Source organism: Zhengella sedimenti (genome assembly GCF_046506625.1).
In the GTDB taxonomy this organism is placed as follows: Bacteria; Pseudomonadota; Alphaproteobacteria; order Rhizobiales; family Rhizobiaceae; genus Zhengella; species Zhengella sedimenti.
On sequence record NZ_JBKFFP010000004.1, the window covers coordinates 371261 to 390923 of the forward strand.

Annotated in this window: 18 protein-coding genes; 9 read left to right on the top strand and 9 right to left on the bottom strand. The window is 64.1% G+C overall.

Going from position 1 to position 19663, the window contains the following annotated elements:
• The 8 genes from ACLB6G_RS13730 to ACLB6G_RS13765 all read right to left on the bottom strand — a co-directional run bounded on the left by ACLB6G_RS13730 (position 1) and on the right by ACLB6G_RS13765 (position 9076).
• Complete coding sequence (locus ACLB6G_RS13730; RefSeq protein WP_410356747.1) at positions 1-975, bottom strand: amidohydrolase family protein; 975 nt, start codon at positions 973-975, stop codon at positions 1-3.
• Between the two features lie 121 nt (positions 976-1096).
• The gene (locus ACLB6G_RS13735) at positions 1097-2128 is read right to left on the bottom strand and encodes a LysR substrate-binding domain-containing protein (protein ID WP_410356748.1); all 1032 of its coding nucleotides are present in this window, start codon (positions 2126-2128) and stop codon (positions 1097-1099) included.
• A gap of 219 nt (positions 2129-2347) precedes the next feature.
• Complete coding sequence (locus ACLB6G_RS13740; protein ID WP_410356749.1) at positions 2348-3139, bottom strand: N-acyl homoserine lactonase family protein; 792 nt, start codon at positions 3137-3139, stop codon at positions 2348-2350.
• A 2-nt stretch (positions 3140-3141) separates the two neighbouring features.
• Complete coding sequence (locus tag ACLB6G_RS13745; RefSeq protein ID WP_410356750.1) at positions 3142-4041, bottom strand: NAD(P)-dependent oxidoreductase; 900 nt, start codon at positions 4039-4041, stop codon at positions 3142-3144.
• Between the two features lie 22 nt (positions 4042-4063).
• A complete protein-coding gene (locus tag ACLB6G_RS13750; protein ID WP_410356751.1) occupies positions 4064-4447 on the bottom strand; it encodes a carboxymuconolactone decarboxylase family protein in 384 nt (127 codons plus the stop codon).
• A gap of 207 nt (positions 4448-4654) precedes the next feature.
• Positions 4655-6130 (bottom strand): aldehyde dehydrogenase, encoded by a 1476-nt coding sequence (locus ACLB6G_RS13755; protein ID WP_410356752.1) that lies wholly within the window; start codon positions 6128-6130, stop codon positions 4655-4657.
• A gap of 28 nt (positions 6131-6158) precedes the next feature.
• Entirely contained in the window at positions 6159-7832 is a 1674-nt protein-coding gene (locus tag ACLB6G_RS13760; protein WP_410356753.1) for an acyl-CoA dehydrogenase family protein, read from the bottom strand.
• Between the two features lie 5 nt (positions 7833-7837).
• Positions 7838-9076, bottom strand: coding sequence for a CoA transferase (locus tag ACLB6G_RS13765; RefSeq protein ID WP_410356754.1), 1239 nt, complete (start codon positions 9074-9076; stop codon positions 7838-7840).
• Between the two features lie 330 nt (positions 9077-9406).
• Between ACLB6G_RS13765 and ACLB6G_RS13770 the strand changes: the two genes are divergently transcribed.
• Genes ACLB6G_RS13770 through ACLB6G_RS13795 form a run of 6 tightly spaced genes read left to right on the top strand, consistent with a single transcriptional unit; the run spans position 9407 to position 15013 of the window.
• Complete coding sequence (locus ACLB6G_RS13770; protein ID WP_410356755.1) at positions 9407-10816, top strand: MmgE/PrpD family protein; 1410 nt, start codon at positions 9407-9409, stop codon at positions 10814-10816.
• Positions 10813-11946: a thiolase family protein gene (locus ACLB6G_RS13775; RefSeq protein WP_410356756.1), complete on the top strand. Its 1134-nt coding sequence runs from the start codon at positions 10813-10815 to the stop codon at positions 11944-11946. The genes ACLB6G_RS13770 and ACLB6G_RS13775 overlap by 4 nt, the downstream gene beginning before the upstream one ends.
• Positions 11943-12377, top strand: a complete 435-nt coding sequence (locus ACLB6G_RS13780) for a Zn-ribbon domain-containing OB-fold protein (RefSeq protein WP_410356757.1) — start codon at positions 11943-11945, stop codon at positions 12375-12377. The genes ACLB6G_RS13775 and ACLB6G_RS13780 overlap by 4 nt, the downstream gene beginning before the upstream one ends.
• Entirely contained in the window at positions 12374-13420 is a 1047-nt protein-coding gene (locus tag ACLB6G_RS13785; protein ID WP_410356758.1) for an alcohol dehydrogenase catalytic domain-containing protein, read from the top strand. Before ACLB6G_RS13780 ends, ACLB6G_RS13785 begins: the two co-directional genes overlap by 4 nt.
• Positions 13417-14586 carry a thiolase C-terminal domain-containing protein gene (locus ACLB6G_RS13790; protein ID WP_410356759.1) on the top strand — a complete coding sequence of 390 codons (1170 nt, stop codon included), beginning with the start codon at positions 13417-13419 and terminating at the stop codon, positions 14584-14586. Before ACLB6G_RS13785 ends, ACLB6G_RS13790 begins: the two co-directional genes overlap by 4 nt.
• Before the next feature lie 10 nt (positions 14587-14596).
• Positions 14597-15013, top strand: coding sequence for a Zn-ribbon domain-containing OB-fold protein (locus tag ACLB6G_RS13795; protein WP_410356760.1), 417 nt, complete (start codon positions 14597-14599; stop codon positions 15011-15013).
• A 13-nt stretch (positions 15014-15026) separates the two neighbouring features.
• Here ACLB6G_RS13795 and ACLB6G_RS13800 read toward each other — a convergent pair whose 3' ends face one another.
• Complete coding sequence (locus ACLB6G_RS13800) at positions 15027-15914, bottom strand: SMP-30/gluconolactonase/LRE family protein (RefSeq protein ID WP_410356761.1); 888 nt, start codon at positions 15912-15914, stop codon at positions 15027-15029.
• A gap of 182 nt (positions 15915-16096) precedes the next feature.
• Between ACLB6G_RS13800 and ACLB6G_RS13805 the strand changes: the two genes are divergently transcribed.
• The 3 genes from ACLB6G_RS13805 to ACLB6G_RS13815 are packed head-to-tail and all read left to right on the top strand — an operon-like array spanning position 16097 to position 19639.
• Positions 16097-17161, top strand: coding sequence for a branched-chain amino acid ABC transporter permease (locus ACLB6G_RS13805; protein WP_410356762.1), 1065 nt, complete (start codon positions 16097-16099; stop codon positions 17159-17161).
• Entirely contained in the window at positions 17161-18939 is a 1779-nt protein-coding gene (locus ACLB6G_RS13810) for a branched-chain amino acid ABC transporter ATP-binding protein/permease (protein WP_410356763.1), read from the top strand. The genes ACLB6G_RS13805 and ACLB6G_RS13810 overlap by 1 nt, the downstream gene beginning before the upstream one ends.
• On the top strand, positions 18875-19639 hold the full coding sequence (locus ACLB6G_RS13815; protein WP_410356764.1) for an ABC transporter ATP-binding protein: 765 nt from the start codon (positions 18875-18877) through the stop codon (positions 19637-19639). Before ACLB6G_RS13810 ends, ACLB6G_RS13815 begins: the two co-directional genes overlap by 65 nt.
• The last annotated feature ends 24 nt before the right edge of the window (positions 19640-19663 follow it).

The following is a 19663-nucleotide window of genomic DNA, read 5'->3' on the forward strand; positions in this document are numbered from 1 at the left end:
TCATATGCGGTCAATCCCGTAGTAACGCGCGGCATTGCCGCCGGCGATCGCCGCGGCCTCGCCGGCTGTGAAGCGGTAGCCCCATTTCGCGGCCGTTTCCGGCAAGTCGCGGATGAACCCGGCCCAATCGGGCAATGTCGAGCGGGAACCGGTGAAACGCGGGCCGGAAGCCTGGTCGGAAGCGAACAGGATGCGCTCGGCGCCGACCAGGCCGCGCCACGTGGCAAGCCGCGCGACCAGTTCGCCTTCGTCTTCAGTGAAGTGTTCGTTCCAGTTGGAAATGTCGATCACGCAGTTCGGCAGGTCGGCGACCAGTTCGGCTGCCCGCTGCCACCAGTGCGGAAAGCCTGCATGGCAAAGGATGATCTTGAGATCCGGCAGTTCCCTGGCCAGCCGGGCGACATGGACCGGATGGACCGGGTTGCTCTCCGAGAAATCGGTTCCCGCGAAATCGGTCCAGACCCCGGTCCGGGTATGGATCTGGACCGGCACGCCGAGCGTGGCCGCCAGCTTCATCATCGGCCTGATGCCGTCATCGGCGGCGGAGAATCCGTCCGGCGTGATTTCCCCGATGCCGGCGAGGCCCTTGTTGACGATCGCGTCGCGGATGAGGTCGAGATGGTTGTCGCGGCGGAAGTCCACCGAGACATGGCAATGGAGGCGTCCCGGATGCCGCTTCTGAAGGCCGGAATAGAACTCGATCTGTTCCTCCAGCGGCGTCGGCGGTTCCTCGCCGAAAACCGGCGCGCCGACATCCAGCATCATGACCATGGTGGCGTCTATGCCGGCCGCATCCATGTTGCCGATGAAATCGTCCCCGTCCGGATCGACCAGCCCTTCGAGCAGTTTGGGCATGATCATGTCGGGCGTGCGGGCGGCATCCTTGGCTGCCCATCCCTCGGCGGCACGGCGGAAGAAGGCCGGCGGCAGGAAGCCCGCCCCCCAGATATGGGCATGAGAATCGATCACTGGCATTGCGGTTCCGCGTGCGTTTCCAATCCCCGGATTGTTCGGTGAAATGTGCCGCGGTCGCAATGATCAATCGAGGGAATTTCCGGCATAGCAGGTATAGGACCGTACTTTCGCCTTCCCGCAGCTAGTGAACGCTTTCCTTGCCGGAGAGTCCGGTCAGGGCCGCGCCATGCGAAGCGTCGGACAGCTTTCCCGCGCGCGCGGCGGCGGGGAGCTTGGCGACGCCATCCACACCGATCCGCGGAATCCACATGCCTTCGGCGACAAGATCGCGGACAAGCTCCTTGACCGTTTGCGCAAGCGAACGGGTGGCGATCGTTGTGGGAAGTTGCGTGGATGTTGCAAGCACGAGCTGGCGGCTCATGCGCGGCTCGACGATGGGCATGACGACATGTGTGCCCGCGCGGACCTGCTTGATGACACTGGCATAGGGAAGAATGCCGTAACCGACGCCGCGCTCCACGAGATCGAGGGTCGCCGACAGGCTGTCGATTTCGCATTCGACTTCCGGGATCACCTTGATCCTGCCAAGCAGCGTTTCCACGAGATTGCGCAAACCGTGCGGATGCGAGGGCAGGATGAGCGGGAGTTCGCCGAGCATGGCGCCATGAATGGGCTTCTCGCGCAGTGATGCCGGGGTGTTGGCCGGACCGATGAGCAGGAGTTCCTCCTCGATCAGCGGCTGGGTCAGGAGGGTCGATGTCTTCGGCGCGTCGTAGAGCACGGCCACGTCGATGCGCCCCGTCGAAAGCCATTCGAGCACATGGCCGCTATAGCCTTCCTGTACCTTGAGCTTGACGCGGGGATAGTTTTCCCGGAACCGCTCGATGAGCGGCACGGAAAGGATCGCATTGGCCGTCGGGGGAAGTCCCAGGATCAGTTTCCCGCTCGGACTGGCCCGCATCGAATCGATGTCGCTCGTGATTGCGCTGGCTTCGCTGAGGATGGCCCTGGCCCGCTCGAGGAGAAGCTCTCCTGCCTCGGTCAGCACGATGCCGCGGCCGTTGCGGTAGAGAAGCTCGATGCCAAGTTCCTCCTCCAGGCTGCGGATCTGCCGCGAAAGAACGGGCTGGGCAACCGACAGAACGACGGCAGCCTTCGAAAAGGCTCCGAGCTCGGTGACGGCGAGAAAATACTTGAGCTGCTTGATCTCCACGCTGCGATCCTCCCGACGCGCATGATTGCACTCCTTTTGCCGCGACACAATGTCTCACGCTCCCCAGCCAGACACTTGACGGCAAACCGCTGCCCGATCTTCGTACGGGTTCTTTGGATTGTTCTGAATAAAAGCAGGAACGTGGCAACCGGACCAGCGTCCGCCATCCTCCACATGAGGCATATCAGTTAGACGGATCAAAGCCGGAGCGAATGTCCCTCATTCGGACGGTTCGAGATCGAGCCGTACCGCCCAGCCCTCCATGTTGTCGACCGCCGGATAGCGCTCGAAAACCTTGGGATCATGACCCGGCACGATGTGTTTCATCGAGGGTGCCAGGCGCTTGACCGTCCGGTAGCCTTCCAGAAGATCGCCGAGATTCTCGAAAACGGCGAAGGCCCGGTCCGTCTCGATATGCTCGTAGTAATGCGAGGCATCGCCGGCGATGACCACGGGCCCCCGTTCGGTGTTGACGCGCACGATCTGCAAGCCCTTGGAATGCCCGCCCACCTTGTGCACCGTTATGCCCGGGGCCACCTCCGCCTCGCCATCGTAGAACGCGACCCGATTGGCGAAGACCTTGCGCACCATGGCAACCACGTCCTCTTCCTCGAAGGGATGGCGCATGAGTTCATGGCACATGCAGGGTCCGGTGGCGAAGGCCATCTCGCAGGCCTGGACATGGTAGCGGGCACGCGGCAGCAGGTCGTGATTGCCCGCGTGGTCATAGTGCATGTGGGTGATGATGACGTCCGAAACGGTGTCGGGATCGACACCGACGGCTTTCAGTCCGAGCCCGACAGGCTTGAGTGTCTGGCGGCCACGCCGCGCGCCGACCTCCTCGCTGAAGCCGGTATCGATCAGGAACGTACGCTTGTCGTTCTGGATCACCCAGTTGAAATACTCGATCGGCATGGGACCGTCATGCGGATCGCCACCATGGAAGTTTTCCGGCCGGCGCCGGTCCGACCTGGCATAGCGAAGCATGATGATCCGGTATGTGTCGTCCATCTTCAGTCCTTTTTCTCGCCGACCTGAACGCCGGCCCACCGCTCCGGCACCTCGATGATCTGTGTGAAATCGGACTGCGGCCCGATCTGGCTGTTGACCAGTTGCCAGAGCTGCTTGACGGAATTGCCGACCCACATCTGTACGCCGAGCGCCTCCGCTTCGTCCATGCACAGGCGCAAGTCCTTGTACATCAGCCCGGTCGCGAACCCGTAATCGAACTTGCGCGGAATGATCGCATTGGGAAACTTGTCCTGCGATGCGCTGTTGCGGCCGGAACCGACATTGATGACATCCACCGCGATGCTCGGATCGATCCCCGCCTTGACCGCCATGACAACGGCTTCCGAGGTCGCCGCCAGCGCGGTTGCCGACAACAGGTTGTTGACGAGTTTCATCGTCTGGCCGACGCCGGGCGTCTCGCCGATGAAGAACAGCTTGCCGATGTTCTTCAGCAGGGGCTCGACCTCGTCATAGTGGTGGCGCGGGCCGGAGACCATCACGGCCAGCGTTCCCTTTTCCGCCCCGGCCTTGCCGCCGGAAACCGGCGAATCCAGATGCGCGATCTGTTTCTCGCCCAGTTTGGCGGCGATGCGCACCGACGTGGTTGCGCCCGTTGTCGAAAGATCGATGAAGCGGCGCACCTTGGCACCCTCCACGACGCCGCCCGGACCGGTGGCCACGGCCTCGACGATGGGCGGGGTGGGAAGGCTTGCGAAAACCGTCTCGGCGGAATCGGCGACCTCCTTCGGCGTCGCGACCGCGCGGGCGCCGAGCTTGACGAAGGTCGCGCGGGCCTCCTCGCTCACGTCGTGGACGACAAGCTTGTTCCCGGCATCGATGAGCCTGCGCGCCATGGGGGCTCCCATGTTGCCAAGTCCGATAAAGCCGATTTCCTGGCTCATGTTCATGCTCTTTGGCTGGAGGTCATTTCTTGGCGTCGATTTCGGCGAAGACGCGCCGCGCGATGCGGAAGGAATCCACCGCCGCCGGAACGCCGCAATAGATCGCGACCTGGAGGAATACCTCACAGATCTCTTCGCGCGTCAGGCCGTTGTTGAGTGCGCCCTTGATGTGGACCTCGATCTCATGCGGGCGGTTCAGCGCCGAGAGCATGCCCAGGTTGAGGAAACTGCGGGTCTTGCGGTCAAGCCCCGGACGTCCCCAGACCGCACCCCAGCAATACTCGGTCACGAGTTCCTGCAGCGGCCGGTTGAAATCGTCGGCGGTCTTGATCGCGTTGTCGACATAGTCCTTGCCCAGAACCGCGCTCCGGATGGCAAGTCCCTTGTCGTACATATCCTTGTCCATGCTTCCTGTCCTCATTGATTGGGCTCCCTGACCGGGAGCGGATATGAAACATTATGAACATGAGTGCGCTCCGATGATGAGGGTGCGCACCCTCATAGCTGCTATTCCGGCCGGCGGCTCAAAGCCCCGCCCCGGTCCGGCGTTTGCCCCGCGAAGTGCTCTCCCGGGTTTTCGCCACGGCGCGACGCGGGAGTGCCGCGACGCAGGTCAGCGGATGACAAACGGGTTGCTGGCGCTTGTCTCCGTCGCGATCCAGACGGACTTGGTCTGCAGGAACTCGCGGATGGCGTCGATGCCGCTTTCCCGGCCGATGCCGGAGCGCTTGTAGCCGCCGAAAGGCGAGGTGTAGCTGACGGCGCGATAGGTGTTCACCCAGACGGTGCCGACTTCGAGTTTCTCCGACATCCGGATCGCGCGGCCGATGTCGCTGGTCCAGACGCCGGCGGCAAGGCCGAAGTCGATGTCGTTGGCAATGCGCAAGGCGTCCTCCTCGTCATCGAACGGGATCACCGCCAGGACCGGGCCGAACACCTCCTCCTGCGCGATGCGCATGTCATTGCGCACATCCGTGAAGATCGTCGGCTCGACGAATTGCGACCCGCTGACGCCCGGCCCGGTATAGGGCTTGCCGCCCAGCACGCAGCGCGCGCCTTCGCCCTTGGCGATGGCGATATAGTCGAGAACCTTGTCGTATTGCGGCGGCGTGGTGACCGGACCCACATTGGTCTCCGGGTTCATCGGATCGCCGATCCTCGCCGCACCCGCCACCTCGACCAGCCGCTTGACGAAGGCGTCATGGATGGAGCGCTGCAGCAACAGGCGTGAACCGGCGATGCAGGTCTGCCCGGAAGCAGCGAAAATGCCGGAAATCGCGCCCATGACAGCAGCTTCGATATCGGCGTCGTCAAACACGATGTTGGGCGACTTGCCGCCCAGTTCCAGCGTGACATGCTTGAGATCGCGGGCTGCCGCCTCATAGATCTTCTGGCCGGAAAGATCGGAACCGGTGAAGGCGATCTTGGCGATGTCCTTGTGGCCGACAAGCGCGGCGCCGACATCCTTGCCGAAGCCAGTGACCGTGTTCACGACACCCTTCGGGAAACCGGCCTGCGTGAACAGGTCCATGAATTCGAGAGTTGAGGCGGACGTGAACTCCGACGGCTTGATGACCGCCGTGTTGCCGGCGGCAAGCGCGGGGGCAAGCTTCCAGGCCAGCAACAGGAGCGGCGAATTCCACGGCGTGATCATCGCCACGACACCGAGCGGTTCGCGCCGCGTGAAATTGAAGATGTTCTTCTTGTCGGTCGGGATGACCGTGCCTTCGATCTTGTCGGCCAGGCCGCCATAGTAGCGGTACCATCCGGCAAGATAGTGGGTCTGGGTCGCCATCTCGGCGAGCAGCTTGCCATTGTCGCGCACCTCGATCTCGCCGAGACGTGCGGAATTCTCCTCGATGAGGTCGGCCAGCTTCATCATCAGCCGGCCGCGCGCCGAGGCCGACATCTCGCCCCATTCGCCGCGCCGGGCCGCCTTTGCGGCCTTGACCGCGCGGTCGACATCGTTCGCACTGCCATGGGCGATCTTCGCCCAGACCTCTCCGGTATAGGGGTTTTCCGTCTCGAACGTGCGTCCGCCCTCGGCATCGCAATAGGCGCCGTCGATATACAGTCCGTATGTCTTCACCGTTTTCCTCCCTTGGCCGGCATGGGATCTAGTTCTTGCGGGCGAGCAATCCGCGCCCGATCACCTGAGCCTGGATCTCCGCCGCCCCTTCGAAAATGTTGAGAATGCGCGCATCGCACAGCACGCGGCTGATCTCGGTCTCGATGGCATAGCCCGTACCGCCATGGATCTGCAGGCTGTTGTCGGCGCCCGACCATGCCACGCGCGCGGCCAGGAGCTTGGCCATGCCCGCCTCGATGTCGCAGCGGCGCCCCTTGTCCTTCTCGCGCGCGGCAAAATAGGTCAGTTCGCGGGCCATGATGATTTCGGCCATCAGCAGGGCCAGCTTGTCGGAAACACGGGGGAAGGCGACGATCGGCCGGCCGAACTGCTTGCGGTCCATCGCGTAGCGCAAACCGAGGTCGAAGGCATTGCGCGCGACACCGATGGCGCGGGCGGCGGTCTGGATGCGCGTGCCCTCGAACGTCTGCATCAACTGCTTGAAGCCCTGCCCTTCGACGCCGCCGAGCAGCCCCTCGGCAGGCACCCTGAAATTTTCGAAGGCGATGTCGTATTCCCGCATCCCGCGATATCCGAGCACCTCGATATCGCTGCCGCGGATGCCCTCGTCGGGAAAGGGCTCGTTCTCGGTGCCGCGCTGTTTTGGCGCAAGGAACATCGACAGACCCGAATAGCCGCTGTCGTCGGGCGCCGTGCGCGCCAGCAGCGTCATCAGGTCGGACCGGGCCGCATGGGTGATCCAGGTCTTGGCGCCGTCGATGCGCCAGGAGCCGTCCTCCTGCCTCGTCGCGCGAGTGCGCAGGCTGCCAAGGTCCGAGCCGGTATCGGGTTCGGTGAACACGGCGGTCGGGAACACCTCGCCGGACGCAAGCTTCGGCAGCCAATAGTCCTTCTGTTCCCTTGTCCCCGCGATCGCGATCAGTTCGGCCGCGATCTCGGTGCGCGTGCCGAGCGATCCCGCCGCGATCCAGCCGCGGCTCAGCTCCTCGGTGACAACGCACATGGCGAGCTTGCCAAGCCCCAGTCCGCCATAGGCCTCATCGACGCAGATGCCGAAAACCCCGAGATCGGCAAGTTCGCGCACGACATTGAGCGGGATGAGGCTGTCGGCCAGGTGCCAGCGATGTGCATGGGGGGCCACCTTGGCTTCGGCAAAGCGGCGGAACTGGTCGCGGATGATGTCGAGCGTGTCGTCATCCAGCGTTTCGTCGATCGTCCCGCCATTGCAAAGATGGTTGATCAGAGCCGCGCGGATTGCCGGCCCCTGGTTGTCTTCGAGAAAACCGGCGCAATCCTCGGCAAGCGCCGCCGCCGCGGCCATGGTTCCGAAATCCTGCGGCCGCACGATCTCGCTCTGGCTGATCGGGACGCCGCCGACCAATTGGCCCAGATACTCGGTGAACCCGATCCTGAAGAGCATCTGCTCGGGATCGGAAAACTTGTTGAGGCCGTAGAGATGCTCCGCCCAGCCGAGGGACGCCTTCAGCGCCTGGACGATGGTCGCCACCCAGGCCATGCCATGCAGGGCGCGCTGCTCGGTATCCGCAAGGGCGGGATCGAGCTTGCCATTGCTGCGGATACGGGCATCGACGGCGGACCGCACTGCGGCGAGATACCTGTCGGCCGATGACACGGCCGACCGGCCTGCCTCGATCAGTTCCAGATCCGGAAGAACCCCTGTTGAAAACCGCGGCACGTTCATTCGGTTCACCCCGGAGCCTTGGACGCACTGGCTACGACGCTCGCGTCGTGAAGCGCCCCGATTTGTGAGTCGGTAAGACCGAGAACCGAGGCCAGGACCTCGTCCGTATGCTCTCCGAGGCGCGGCGCGACGCCCGGAATCTCGCGTGTGAGGTCGGTGATCGTGCCCGCTGCGCCGGGCGTGAGATAGGAATGGCCGGAAGGATGGCTCAGCGTGTGGAAAAGCGGATTGGCGGCATTGAGCGCGCCGCCCTCGCCCATGGCTCCGGCCAGCGACCGGTAAGGCCCCCAGCACACGCCCGTGCCTGCAAACGCCGCCTCCAGTTCGCCGAGCGTCCTCTTGCCGACGGCCTCCGCAACGATCGGGTTCAGCCGGTCGCGATGCTCGAAACGCAGACCCTCGTCGGTTGACAGGTCAACGCCGCGCTCGGCTTCCAGCGAGCCGATTGCCTCTGCCAGGTCCAGCGTCCTGACCAGGTCGGACCAGTGGCGCGATGTCAGCGCGACGATCATCACGCGGTTTCCGTCGCGGGTCTCGAAATCCCGGCCGAAGGCGCCAAACAGGTTGTTGCCCATGCGCGGACGGTCTTCGCCTGACACCGTCACTTCCGCGACCTGGCCGAGATTGGCAATCGTGGCCATGGCGACATCGCCCAGCGGAACGCGAACCTCGGTGCCAAGCCCGGTGCGGCTGCGCCTGCGCTCAGCGGCCATCAGCGCGAAGGCGGCGTAATTGCCCGTTGCGATGTCCCAGGCAGGCAGCACATGATTGACCGGTTCGTCGCCGAGACTTTCAGGGCCGGTCATCATCGGAATCCCGAGCGCCGCGTTCACCGTGTAGTCGACCGCAGTCCCGCCATCGGCCCACCCCATGACGCGTACGGTGATCATGTCGGCGCGCCTGGCGGCCAGCCTGTCATGGGACAGGAATCCGTTCACGGGATAGTTGGTCACGAAGATCCCGCCCCCCTCGCCCGGAGCCGTTGCGAGCGCCACCGCCAGTTCACGGCCTTCCGGGGAAGAAAGGTTGAGGGCAATCGACTTCTTTCCCTTGTTGAGACCTTCCCAGTAGAGGCTGGCGCCGCCGCCCGGCGCGCGTGGCCAGCGCAGGAAGTCCGGCCCGCCGCCGATCGCGTCGATGCGGATCACCTCGGCGCCCAGTTGCGCAAGATGCAAGGCACACATGGGCGCGGCGACAAAGGCGGCACCCTCGACGATCCTCATGTCGGCAAGCAGCCGATACATCGGTTGTTGACCCTCCTTGATCCGGGCGCGCCCTTTACGGCTGGCATTTCAGGCCTGCGCCCGCTTTTGCTTCTTGGTGCAATTCAACACCGATCGGATACCGGAAGGCGACCTTCATACGGTCGAAAGCTGTTATGACAGCCTCTGCCCTCAACAAGCACGGCCAGATGACTCATGATCGGCATCGTGGTGCAGCGCTCATCTTGAGTGTTGCCGCATTCGTCCGGCCTGCCTTCCCCACAAACCGACAGATGGCGAACCGGCTGGCCGAACGCGCATCGCAGCAGGCGGCCGCCCCCGGTGGCCGTTCGCCTTGCCAGGGAGATCCAGATGGGTGTAGCGCAACGCATGGAAAGTGCCGGGTCGGACACGCAAGGCGGCCTGGTGGCTGCCCGCCTCGCTGACTTCACCATCGGCACGCCGCGTTCGGCGGTTCCGCCGGAGGTGATCGACAAGGCGCGCGCCTGCGTCGCCGACTATGTCGCCTGCGCGTTAGAGGCCGCTCATCTTGCCTGGGGGCGGCAGGCCATAGCCTATGGCGCCATCGGTCCGGAAGGCCCTTGCCGCGTCATCGGCACGCAAGAGCGTCTGGGGCCTGGCGAGGCCGCCTTCGTCAACGGTGCGCTGGGTCATGGACTGGTGCGCGAAGACATGCATGTGGCCAGTTGCACCCATCTCGGCGTCGTCGTCTGGCCGGCGCTGCTCGCGCTCTCGGAACTGGAAGACCTGCCCGGCGAGGATTTTCTCGCCTGCGGCGCAATCGGATACGAGGTCAGCGCGCGCGTCGGGCGGGCCCTGTTCGATGCCGACCTCCAAGCCCGGATCCGGCCGACGGGAACGGTCGGCGCGATCGGCGCGGCGGCGGCCTGCGCCCGCCTGCTCGGCCTGAGCCGTGACCAGACGATTGCCGCCATCGGCCTTGCCGCCAACATGGCGGGCGGCGTCAACGAATGGCCATGGGCCGGTGGCCATGAAATGGTCTTTCATGCGGCAACGGCCGCCCGTAGCGCAGTCACCGCGGCCCTTCTGGCAAGGACCGGCGTCTTTGCCTCGCCTTCGGCCATCGATGGCCGGGCCGGCCTCTTTGCCGCCTACGGACGCCGGGAAAGGGCCGCCGGGATCGTGCCGCTCGACGGCGGCACCTGGGAGATCATGTCGGTCTATTTCAAGCCGGCGCCCGCCTGCAACTATGTGCAGACCCCGATCCAGGCCGCGCTTTCCGTCGTCGCGAAAGGCGCAAGGGCCGGCGACATCGATGCAATCGATGTCGCCAGCTTCGGATCGGCCATCGATTATCCGGGATGCAACCATCCGGGCCCTTTCCCGGGCGTGTTCGAAGCCAAGATGAGCATCCAGTATGCGGTCGCCGCCGTCTTGGCGAGCGGCGGCATCAGCGAAGCCAACTACCGCATGCTCGACGATCCGGACGTGCTGCGGCTTGCGCGGTTGGTGACGCTGTCGGTCGATCCGGAGTTCGAGGCCGCCTATCCGGGCAGGCAGGGCGCCGGCATCACCGTCACGACGCGTGACGGCACCGTGTTTTCCGAACGGCTCGCCGATGTGCGTTCCTTTGACAACGCCGAGGTCTTCCAACGCCTGGCCGATGTGGCAACGGCGGAAATCGGGCCGATGAAGACCCAGGAGCTTCTGGCTGCCATCGACACCATCGGGAAGACAGGCAGCGCATCCGCGATCACCGGCGCGACGCGGCGCGCGATTGAGACGGGGAAACCATCATGACGAGGCTCAGGGCTGCGATAGCGGGCGTTGGTACCACCGACTACGGCCGGATGCCCGACCACGACGCCTATGATCTGGGCATGTGGGCGTTGACGAATGCGCTTGACGATGCGGGGCTCGGTTTTGCCGACATTGACGCAGTCCTCGTCAACCGCATTCCCGACTATCAGCGGTTCTGCGAGATCGCGGGCATGGACCCGCAACTGGTCAATATCACGCCGGGCCATGGCCGCTATTCTGGCATCCTGGTCGATACCGCCGTGTCCCTCGTCATGAGCGGGCGCCACGAAGTGGTGGCGCTCGTCTATGGCAACAATGGCCGCTCGGCGGGCGTGGCCTATGGCGGGGCGGATGACAGTTACGGTTCGGGCGGCGGCGCCATCTGGTTTCCCTATGGCATGACCTCTCCCGGCGCCTTCCACGCCATGATGATGCGCCGGCACATGGAACTCTACGGCACGAAGCCGGAGCAACTGGCGGAGGTGCCCATCGCCTTCCGCAAGCATGCCTCCCTGAACCCGCAGGCCGTCATGCGCGAACGCTTCGACCTGAAAGGCTATCTGAACGCGCGGATGATCGCGGAACCGCTGCGCCTGCTCGACTACTGCCTGATCAACGATGGCGGCGTGGCAATCATCGTCACCACGCCGGAGCGCGCCAGGGATCTGAGGAAGCCCCCGGTCTATGTCCGCGGCTCGGCGCTGCAGACGGCCTTTGCCGACTCCACCTTCCCGCCCGACGATTTCTGGGCCGGTCCGCTCGGCTCGGTTCGCGAGCGCAGTTTTGCCTCGGCGGGGCTCTCCCACGAGGACATGAACGCCCTGATGATCTACGACAATTTTTCCGCAACCGTGCTCTTCTCGCTGGAAGGCCTGGGCTATTGCGGCGTGGGCGAAAGCGGCGGCTTCGTCGAGGGCGGAACCTTGCAACTGGGCAACCGCTTCCCGACCAATACCTCCGGCGGACACCTGTCGGAGAGTTACATGCAGGGCTGGGCGCTGAACGTCGAGGCCGTGCGCCAGCTTCGCGGCGAATGCGGCGAGCGCCAGGTGAAGGACGCCACCAACATCCACTATGCGGCCGCCTCCCCGGTCTGTGCGTCCATCGTCTATTCGAGGGACCCGTCATGAGCCTAGCCCCCACGCCACTGCCCGCCAAGCCGCTGCCCCGGATCGAGGGACCCGAGCGCCCCTTCTGGGAAGGACTTCTGGAAGGCGTGATCCGCGTCCAGCACTGCCTTTCCTGCGGCAGGCCGCGTTTTCCCGCCAGCCGTTACTGCCCGCATTGCCACAGCCCTGAAAGCGAGTGGCGTGCGGTCGACCCGCATGGTGAAGTCGAAACCTACTGCGTCTTCCACAAGGCCTATTTCCCCGGCTTCGTCCCCGAGATGCCCTACGCGGTCGTCCAGGTCAGGCTGGATTGCGGCGTGCGGTTCTTCTCCAACATGGTCGGTATCGGCAACGACGAAATCCGGACCGGCATGCGTGTCAGGGCCGTGTTCGAAACCGCGGCGCCGGGAATTGCCCTTCTCAAGTTCAGACCCGAAGGAGACCAGCGATGAAGGCGATGGTTGTCGAGGCGCCGGGCGGCGTCGATGTGCTCCAGTACCGCGACGTCGAGGACCCCGTCGCCAATCGCAAGGATGTCATCATCAAGGTCGATTCCTGCGGCGTCTGCTATCATGACATCGTGACCCGCAACGGCACGCTCAAGCAGGGCGTGAAGATGCCGCTGATCCTCGGTCACGAGATTTCAGGCACGGTTGTCGAGGTTGGCGAGGACGTGACCGGTTTCAAGCCGGGCGACCGGGTGGCGACTGCCCAGCGCTACCACATTTGCGGTCATTGTTCCCATTGCCGGGGCGGTCACGAGCCCCTTTGCGAGGATCGCAAGTTCCTTGGCGACTACGGCATGGTCGGCGGCTATGCCGAATATGTCGCGGTGGAACATGACAACATCGCCCTCGTGCCCGATGGCGTCGCGCTCGATGAGGCCTCGATCGTGGCCTGCACCATCGGCACCATCTTCAATGCCATGCGCGATGTCGGCAATGTAAAGGCCGGCGAGACGGTTCTCATCACCGGCTCGGGAGGCGGGCTCGGCATGTCCGCGGTGCAGTTCGCCAAGGCACAGGGTGCGCGTGTCATCGCGCAGACGACATCGCCCGCCAAGGCCGAACAATTGCGCGAACTGGGCGCCGACGAAGTCGTTGCCCATGCCCGCGGAGAGGATTTCTCGGGCGAGGTGCGCCGGCTGACCGGCGGACGCGGCGTGGACGTGGCCGTCGACAATGTCGGCAACCTGCTCTTCAATCCGATCCGGAAATCCATCGCGGTCGGCGGCCGATGGTTGATGATCGGCCAGCTCACGGGCGATTTCGTGCCCTTCAATCCGGCGCAGCTCTTCCTGAAAAACATCTCGATGCTGGCGGCCACGTCGACCACGCGCGATCAGTTGCGCCACTGCCTCGAAATGGTCGCGCGCGGCGATATCCGCCCCATCGTGTCGCAGCGCATTCCGCTGTCGCAGGCCCGCCTTGCCCACGAGCTTGTCGAGGCGGGCTCCGTCTCCGGGCGAATTCTCCTCCAGCCGGGATTGGGATGATGAAGATCAACGCCGCGATCGTTGGCATCGGCGCGTCCGGGTTCGGCCGCCACCTGCCGGACAGCCAGCTCGGCCTTGCCGCCAAGGCCTTCAAGGCAGCGCTGGCGGACTCGGGGCTGAAACGCGAGGATATCGACGGCCTGTCGATCCACATGGGTTCGCCGGTGGGTCTCGACTACGACCGCGTGGCGGAAGGTCTCGGCCTCGAAATCCGCTACGTGAACCAGTCCTGGCTGCATGGGCGTTTCGTCACGAATGCGCTGCAACACGCCGCACTCGCCGTATCGGCGGGACTGGCCAATGTCGTTGCCTGCGTGACCGGCATCTCGTTCACCCGCGAACGCGACATACTCGGCGGCCCGGGCGATATCGAGGGCAATCGCGAGGAAGGCGGCACCCACGGCGAAAGCCCGCCCTACGGCCTGACGGCACCGGCCGGAGGCGCGGCCCTTTCCATGCAGCGCTACATGGCGCTTTATGGCGCGACCAGCGAGAAACTGGCGGCCGTGCCCATGTCGATCCGCCGCCACGCGCTCCGCAACCCCGATGCGATCATGAAGCAGGAACTGACGCTGGAGGCGCACCAGGCCTCGCGCATGGTTGTCGATCCGCTCCATCTCTTTGATTGCTGCCTGATCACGGACGGCGCCGTTGTCACCTTCGTCACCACCATGGAGCGCGCCCGCGACATGAAGCAGAAACCGGTGCGCATTGCCGGCATGCAGGGCATCCGTTCAGGCCGTGACGAGTTCATCTTCGCCCCGCCCGGCCTCGGCATTTCGCAACAGCCCTTCGATGGCAATCATGCCCGGGCAAAGGACCAGGAGGTGTATCGGGCGGCAGGCGTGGAGCGCTCGGACGTGAAAGGCCTCTATACCTATGACGCCTTCTCGCCGCTCCCGCTCTTCACGCTCGAACGCTTCGGGTTCTGCGGCACCGGCGAGGCAGCCGATTTCGTCCAGGACGGCACGATCGGCCCCGGCGGTTCCTTGCCGGTCAACACCAATGGCGGGCTGCTGTCGGAGGCGCATGTGGCGGGCTGGAACCATATCCGCGAAATGACGCGGCAACTGCGCGGGACCGCCGGCGAACGCCAGATCCCCGGCGCCGATGTTCTCCAATGGGGCACGGTCTGGGGCGATTCCGTCATCATGACGGCGGCATGAGGAGACGACGATGAGCCATCAGGGAATTACGTCACGCCCGCGCCCGCGCATCAGCCCGGACAGCGCACCCTTCTGGGAAGGGTGCAAGGAACACCGCCTGATGCTGCCCTGGTGCGAGGAATGCGGAAAGCCGCATCTCGTGCCCGGCCCGGTCTGCCCCTTCTGCCTGTCGGACAGGCTTGCCTGGCGGCAAGCCAGCGGCCGTGGCACGATCTCGACATGGGTTGTCGTCCACAAGGCCTGGTTTCCCGCCTTCGCCGAGGATATCCCCTACAACGTGGTACAGGTGGAGCTTGAGGAAGGCCCCCGGCTGACGGCAAGGCTGGTCGGCGCAGACAATTCGGTGCTCAAGGTCGGCCTGCCCGTCCAGGTCGCCTTTGAACGCATCGACGACGAACTGACCATGCCCTGCTTCAAGCCGGCATGACGCCCGTCCGGTTTCAGCCCGGGCGATAGGATGGTTCGGGCACGCCGGCAATGTCGCTGTCCATTGCCAGCAGGCCGCCTGCCCAGGGCTCGGCGGCAAGTTCCTCCGGCTTCATCCGGAAACGGCCCGTGGTGACATAGATCGTCTTCAGGTCCGGTCCGCCAAAGGCCAGGTGCGCGATGCGCGAGACCGGCAGGTCGATCTTCCGGTCGAGCGAACCGTCGGGGGCGAAACGCAGGATGCAACTGCCGCCGAAACGGGCGTTCCATACGTATCCTTCGCAATCGACGCTCGAACCGTCGCACTCGCCGGGCATGGCGCTCGTATCGGCAAAGACGCGGCGGCCCGAAATGTCGCCTGTCGCCTGGTCGTAGTCATAGGCGTAGATCAGGTTGGACCGGCCATCGCCGAAATAGAAGGTGTCTCCGTCCGGGCTCCAGCAGACCGAGTTGGGGAGCGTCACGTCCTCGCCCTGCAGCAGGCGGGTCTGGTCCCGGGTCACCTGCCACAACCGCCCCTTCGGCCCGCTCAGGTTCCTGTCCATGCTGCCGACCACGAAGCGGCCTGCGTGATCGACGCGCCCGTCATTCAGGATGTTGTCGGGACGGTCTGCCTCCGGTGTCGAAAGCCGGTCGAACAGCCCGGTCGCAGGTTCCCACATGGCAATGCCGCCCCGCCCGGCGACGATGTAACGCCCCTTGCCGGCCAGTCCGTAGGAGCCCAGCTTCTCCGGCGGCGTGAAGCTCTCGAGCCCGCCGGTCGCCGGATCGAAGAGATGCAGTGCGGGCTTGAAGATGTCGATCCAGCTCAGCCTGCCCGACGCTGCATCCCACAACGGCACCTCGCCGATGACATCCTCGGTCTGGAGAACGAGACGGGGTTCTGAGAGACGGACAGTCATGATGCCTCCTGGTCACCTGTTCCGGATGGCCGGCAGACTATCCTCGAAGCCGTTGGGACCGCTACTATAGCAGCTATGCAGCCCACGGAATTGACCTTGGGCCCAACTCCCGGACCAATAGCGAACGGACACGAAACTGGGTTTCTGCGCTTCAGTGGGCGCGACCCGCTTGGCGTTCATGCTTGGGGAGGAGAAATGGCCATTTCACGCTCGGTCTGCCATTGTCGGCACCGGATATCGTCATCGACGGACTTTCCGGGATTCACGGAACAGGTGGCAAGGACATGACGGACGGCATGATCCTCATGGAGAATTTTCTCCAGGCGTTGGCAGCCGGCATCATGGTCGGCTGCCTCTATGGCCTCATGTGCGTCGGCCTCGGCATGATCTTCGGCATCATGCGAGTCATCAACTTCGCCCAGGGCGACATGATGATGCTCGGCATGTATGCCGCCTGGTATCTGTTCATCGGCTTCGGCATGTTGTCGTTCCTGGGCGGCTATGCCGGCCCTATCGCGGCGGCCCTGCTTGCAGGCCCGATCCTCTTTGTCGTCGGATACTACGTCCATCAGGTCCTGATCTCCCGGGTGACCGGGTTCAAGATGGCGGACGCCGAGGGCGAAGGCCATTACGCACAGTTGATCCTGACGCTGGGCATCGCCCTGGTGATGACCAATGGCGGCCTGATCATCTTCGGCTCGGAACCGATTTCGGTCCGCACGCCGATGTCCTCCCGCGCCTGGGAAATCGGTCCTTTCTGGGGTGATTACGTATCGATCTTCATCAACCAGGCACGGGCGGTCGGTGCCATCGTCTCGGTGGGCGTGGCGATCGCCTTGTTCTTCTTCGTCAACCGCTCGCGACTGGGCAAGTCGATGCGCGCATCGGCAGACAATGCCGAAGCCGCCCTCTACATGGGCATCAACGTCGACAAGGCGCACCGCATCGCCTTCGGGATCGGTACCGGCGTGACCGCCATCGCCGGCGGCCTGGTGGCAACCTACTATCCGTTCCAGCCCTATGTCGGCATCGAGTTCGTCATCATCATGTATGCCGGTGTCGTGCTGGGCGGCTTCGGCTCCATCATCGGCGCCTTCTGGGGCGGGCTGGTGATCGGGCTTGTCCAGCAGCTTTCAACGCTCATCCTGCCCTTCCAGCTTCAGAACACAGCGATCTTCGTGGTGTTCCTGCTGGTCGTGCTGTTCCGTCCCCAGGGCCTGTTCGGGCGCAATGTGGAGCGTGTGTGATGGGCAAGAGAACCGGTTTCCTCTCATCGCTGCTCCCGCTCGGCATCTTCTGCGCCGCCTATCTCATCCTGCTTTTCACGGTGCAGTCCCAGTACTACCAGCTCATGCTGATCCTGGTCGCTGTTTGGGCCGTGATGGGCATCTCGTGGAACGTCCTGTCGGGCTATTCGGGCCTCATCTCCTTCGGTCACGCCTCGTTCTTCGGGCTCGGCGCCTTCACGGTCGTCCTTGGCCAGATCTACCTGGGCCTGACACCCTGGCTTGGCATCCCGCTGGCCGGAATCATCGGCGCGGCGGCCGGCATCCTCATCGGCCTGCCGACCTTCCGTCTGCGCGGCCACTATTTCGCGCTGGCCATGCTCGCCTATCCCCTCGCCCTTCTCTACATCTTCGAGTGGCTCGGCTACCAGGAAGTGGCCATCCCGATGGAGCGCGAGAACCCTGTTGCATGGATGCAGTTCGACAACCAACGCATCTATGCGCTGATTGCGCTTGGGCTGCTGATCGCGGCAATCATCGTGTCGCGGCTCATCGAGACATCGCGGTTCGGCATGTCCCTGCTCGCCATCAAGCAGAACGAGCTGGCGGCGGAGGCAGCCGGGATCGAGACCCGCAAGTGGAAGCTGCGGGCGATCGCGGTTTCGGGCGCCATTGCCGGCACGATCGGCGGCTTTTATGCAATTGTCCTGCTGGTCATCACGCCTGACACCGTCTTCGGAATGCTGACCTCGGCACAGGCGCTCATCGTCACGCTATTCGGCGGCGTGGGAACGGTCTGGGGCCCGATCATCGGCGCCGCGATCCTGATCCCGCTTGCCGAAACCCTACACGCCGAAGTGGGTAATCTCCTGCACGGCATTCAGGGCGTGGTCTATGGCGTCGCCATCATCATCATCATCCTGGTGGCACCCGAAGGCCTGATGTGGAAGATCCGCGATATCATGCAGGCCCGCAGCAAATCAGCCGAACCGGCCGAAGGGACCGCGGTCGCCGACATGGTCGCGAGCCCGGACACGCAGGATGATGAGCGCCCGGATGCCATGTCCGGCCGCACCATGCTGGAGGTCCGGAACCTCTCCAAGTCATTCGGTGGCCTCAGGGCTGTCCAGAACGTATCCTTCTCGGTCCCCGAGGGCGCCGTCATCGGCATCATCGGTCCGAACGGGGCCGGCAAGACGACGCTCTTCAACCTCCTCAACGGGTTCCAGAAGCCGGACGAGGGCGAGGTCATCTTCGAGGGCAAGAGCCTGCTCGGCCTTGCGCCTTCGGGTGTTTGCCGGCGGGGCATCGGCCGTACGTTCCAGGTCGCCCGTCCGTTCAAGCGCCTTTCGGTTCTCGATAACGTCCTGATCGGTGCCTATGTCGGCGCCGAAACCGACGAAATCGCGTTGCAGCACGCCCGCGAGGCGGTGGCGTTGGTCGGTCTCGAAAGCAAGGCCGACCGTCTCGCCGGCGGCCTCACCTCGATGGAGCAGCGCCTGATGGAACTTGCCCGTGCACTTGCCGGCAAGCCGAAGATGCTCTTCCTCGATGAGACTCTCGCCGGCCTCGGGGGCGTCGAGGTCAACGAGATGATCAACGTCATCCGCCGGCTTTCGGACACCGGAATCACCATCGTGATCATCGAACACACGATGCAGGCGATGTTGCGCCTCGCCGATCACTTCATCGTTCTCGACCACGGTGCGCTGCTGACCGAAGGCAAGCCGCGCGATGTCGTGCAGGAGGACGAGGTCATCGAGGCATATCTTGGCAAAAGGTGGCGTCAACGTGCTTGAGATCAGCAACCTTCACGCATCCTATGGCGGCGTTACCGCGCTCGACCATATCTCGCTTACCGTCGACGAAGGTCAGTTCGTCTCGATCGTCGGCCCCAACGGGGCCGGCAAGACGACCCTGTTCAAGGTGATCGCGGGGACGGTGCCTGCCCGATCGGGGAGCATTCAATTCGAAGGCAGGGATCTGCTGGCAACCTCGGCCTTCGAACGCGCCCACCTCGGCATTGCCCACATCCCGGAAGGCCGTCAGGTGTTTCCCAACATGTCGGTGCTGGAAAACCTGGAAATGGGCGCGTTTACCGATGCGGGCCAGAAACAGTGGAAGGAGAATCTCGATTTCATCTACACGCTGTTCCCGATCCTCAAGGAGCGCGCCGAGCAGATGGCCGGCACGCTTTCGGGAGGGCAGCAACAGATGGTCGCGATTGCCCGCGGGCTCGCCTCCTCGCCCAAGCTCATCATGCTTGACGAGCCGTCGATGGGGCTTGCCCCGACAGTCGCCGATTCGATTTTCGAGGCCATCGTGGAGATCCGCCGCCTGAAAAAGCTGACCGTCCTGCTCGTCGAGCAGAGGGCGATGGAAGCGCTCGAATCCTGTGAGAGAGGCTATGTGCTCGAAACGGGACGTGTCGTGCTGCAAGGTACGCCTACCGAACTCCTGTCGGACGACCGTGTCCGCCAGGCCTATCTCGGCATGTAGCCGGGAACTTTCGATCAACCAGTT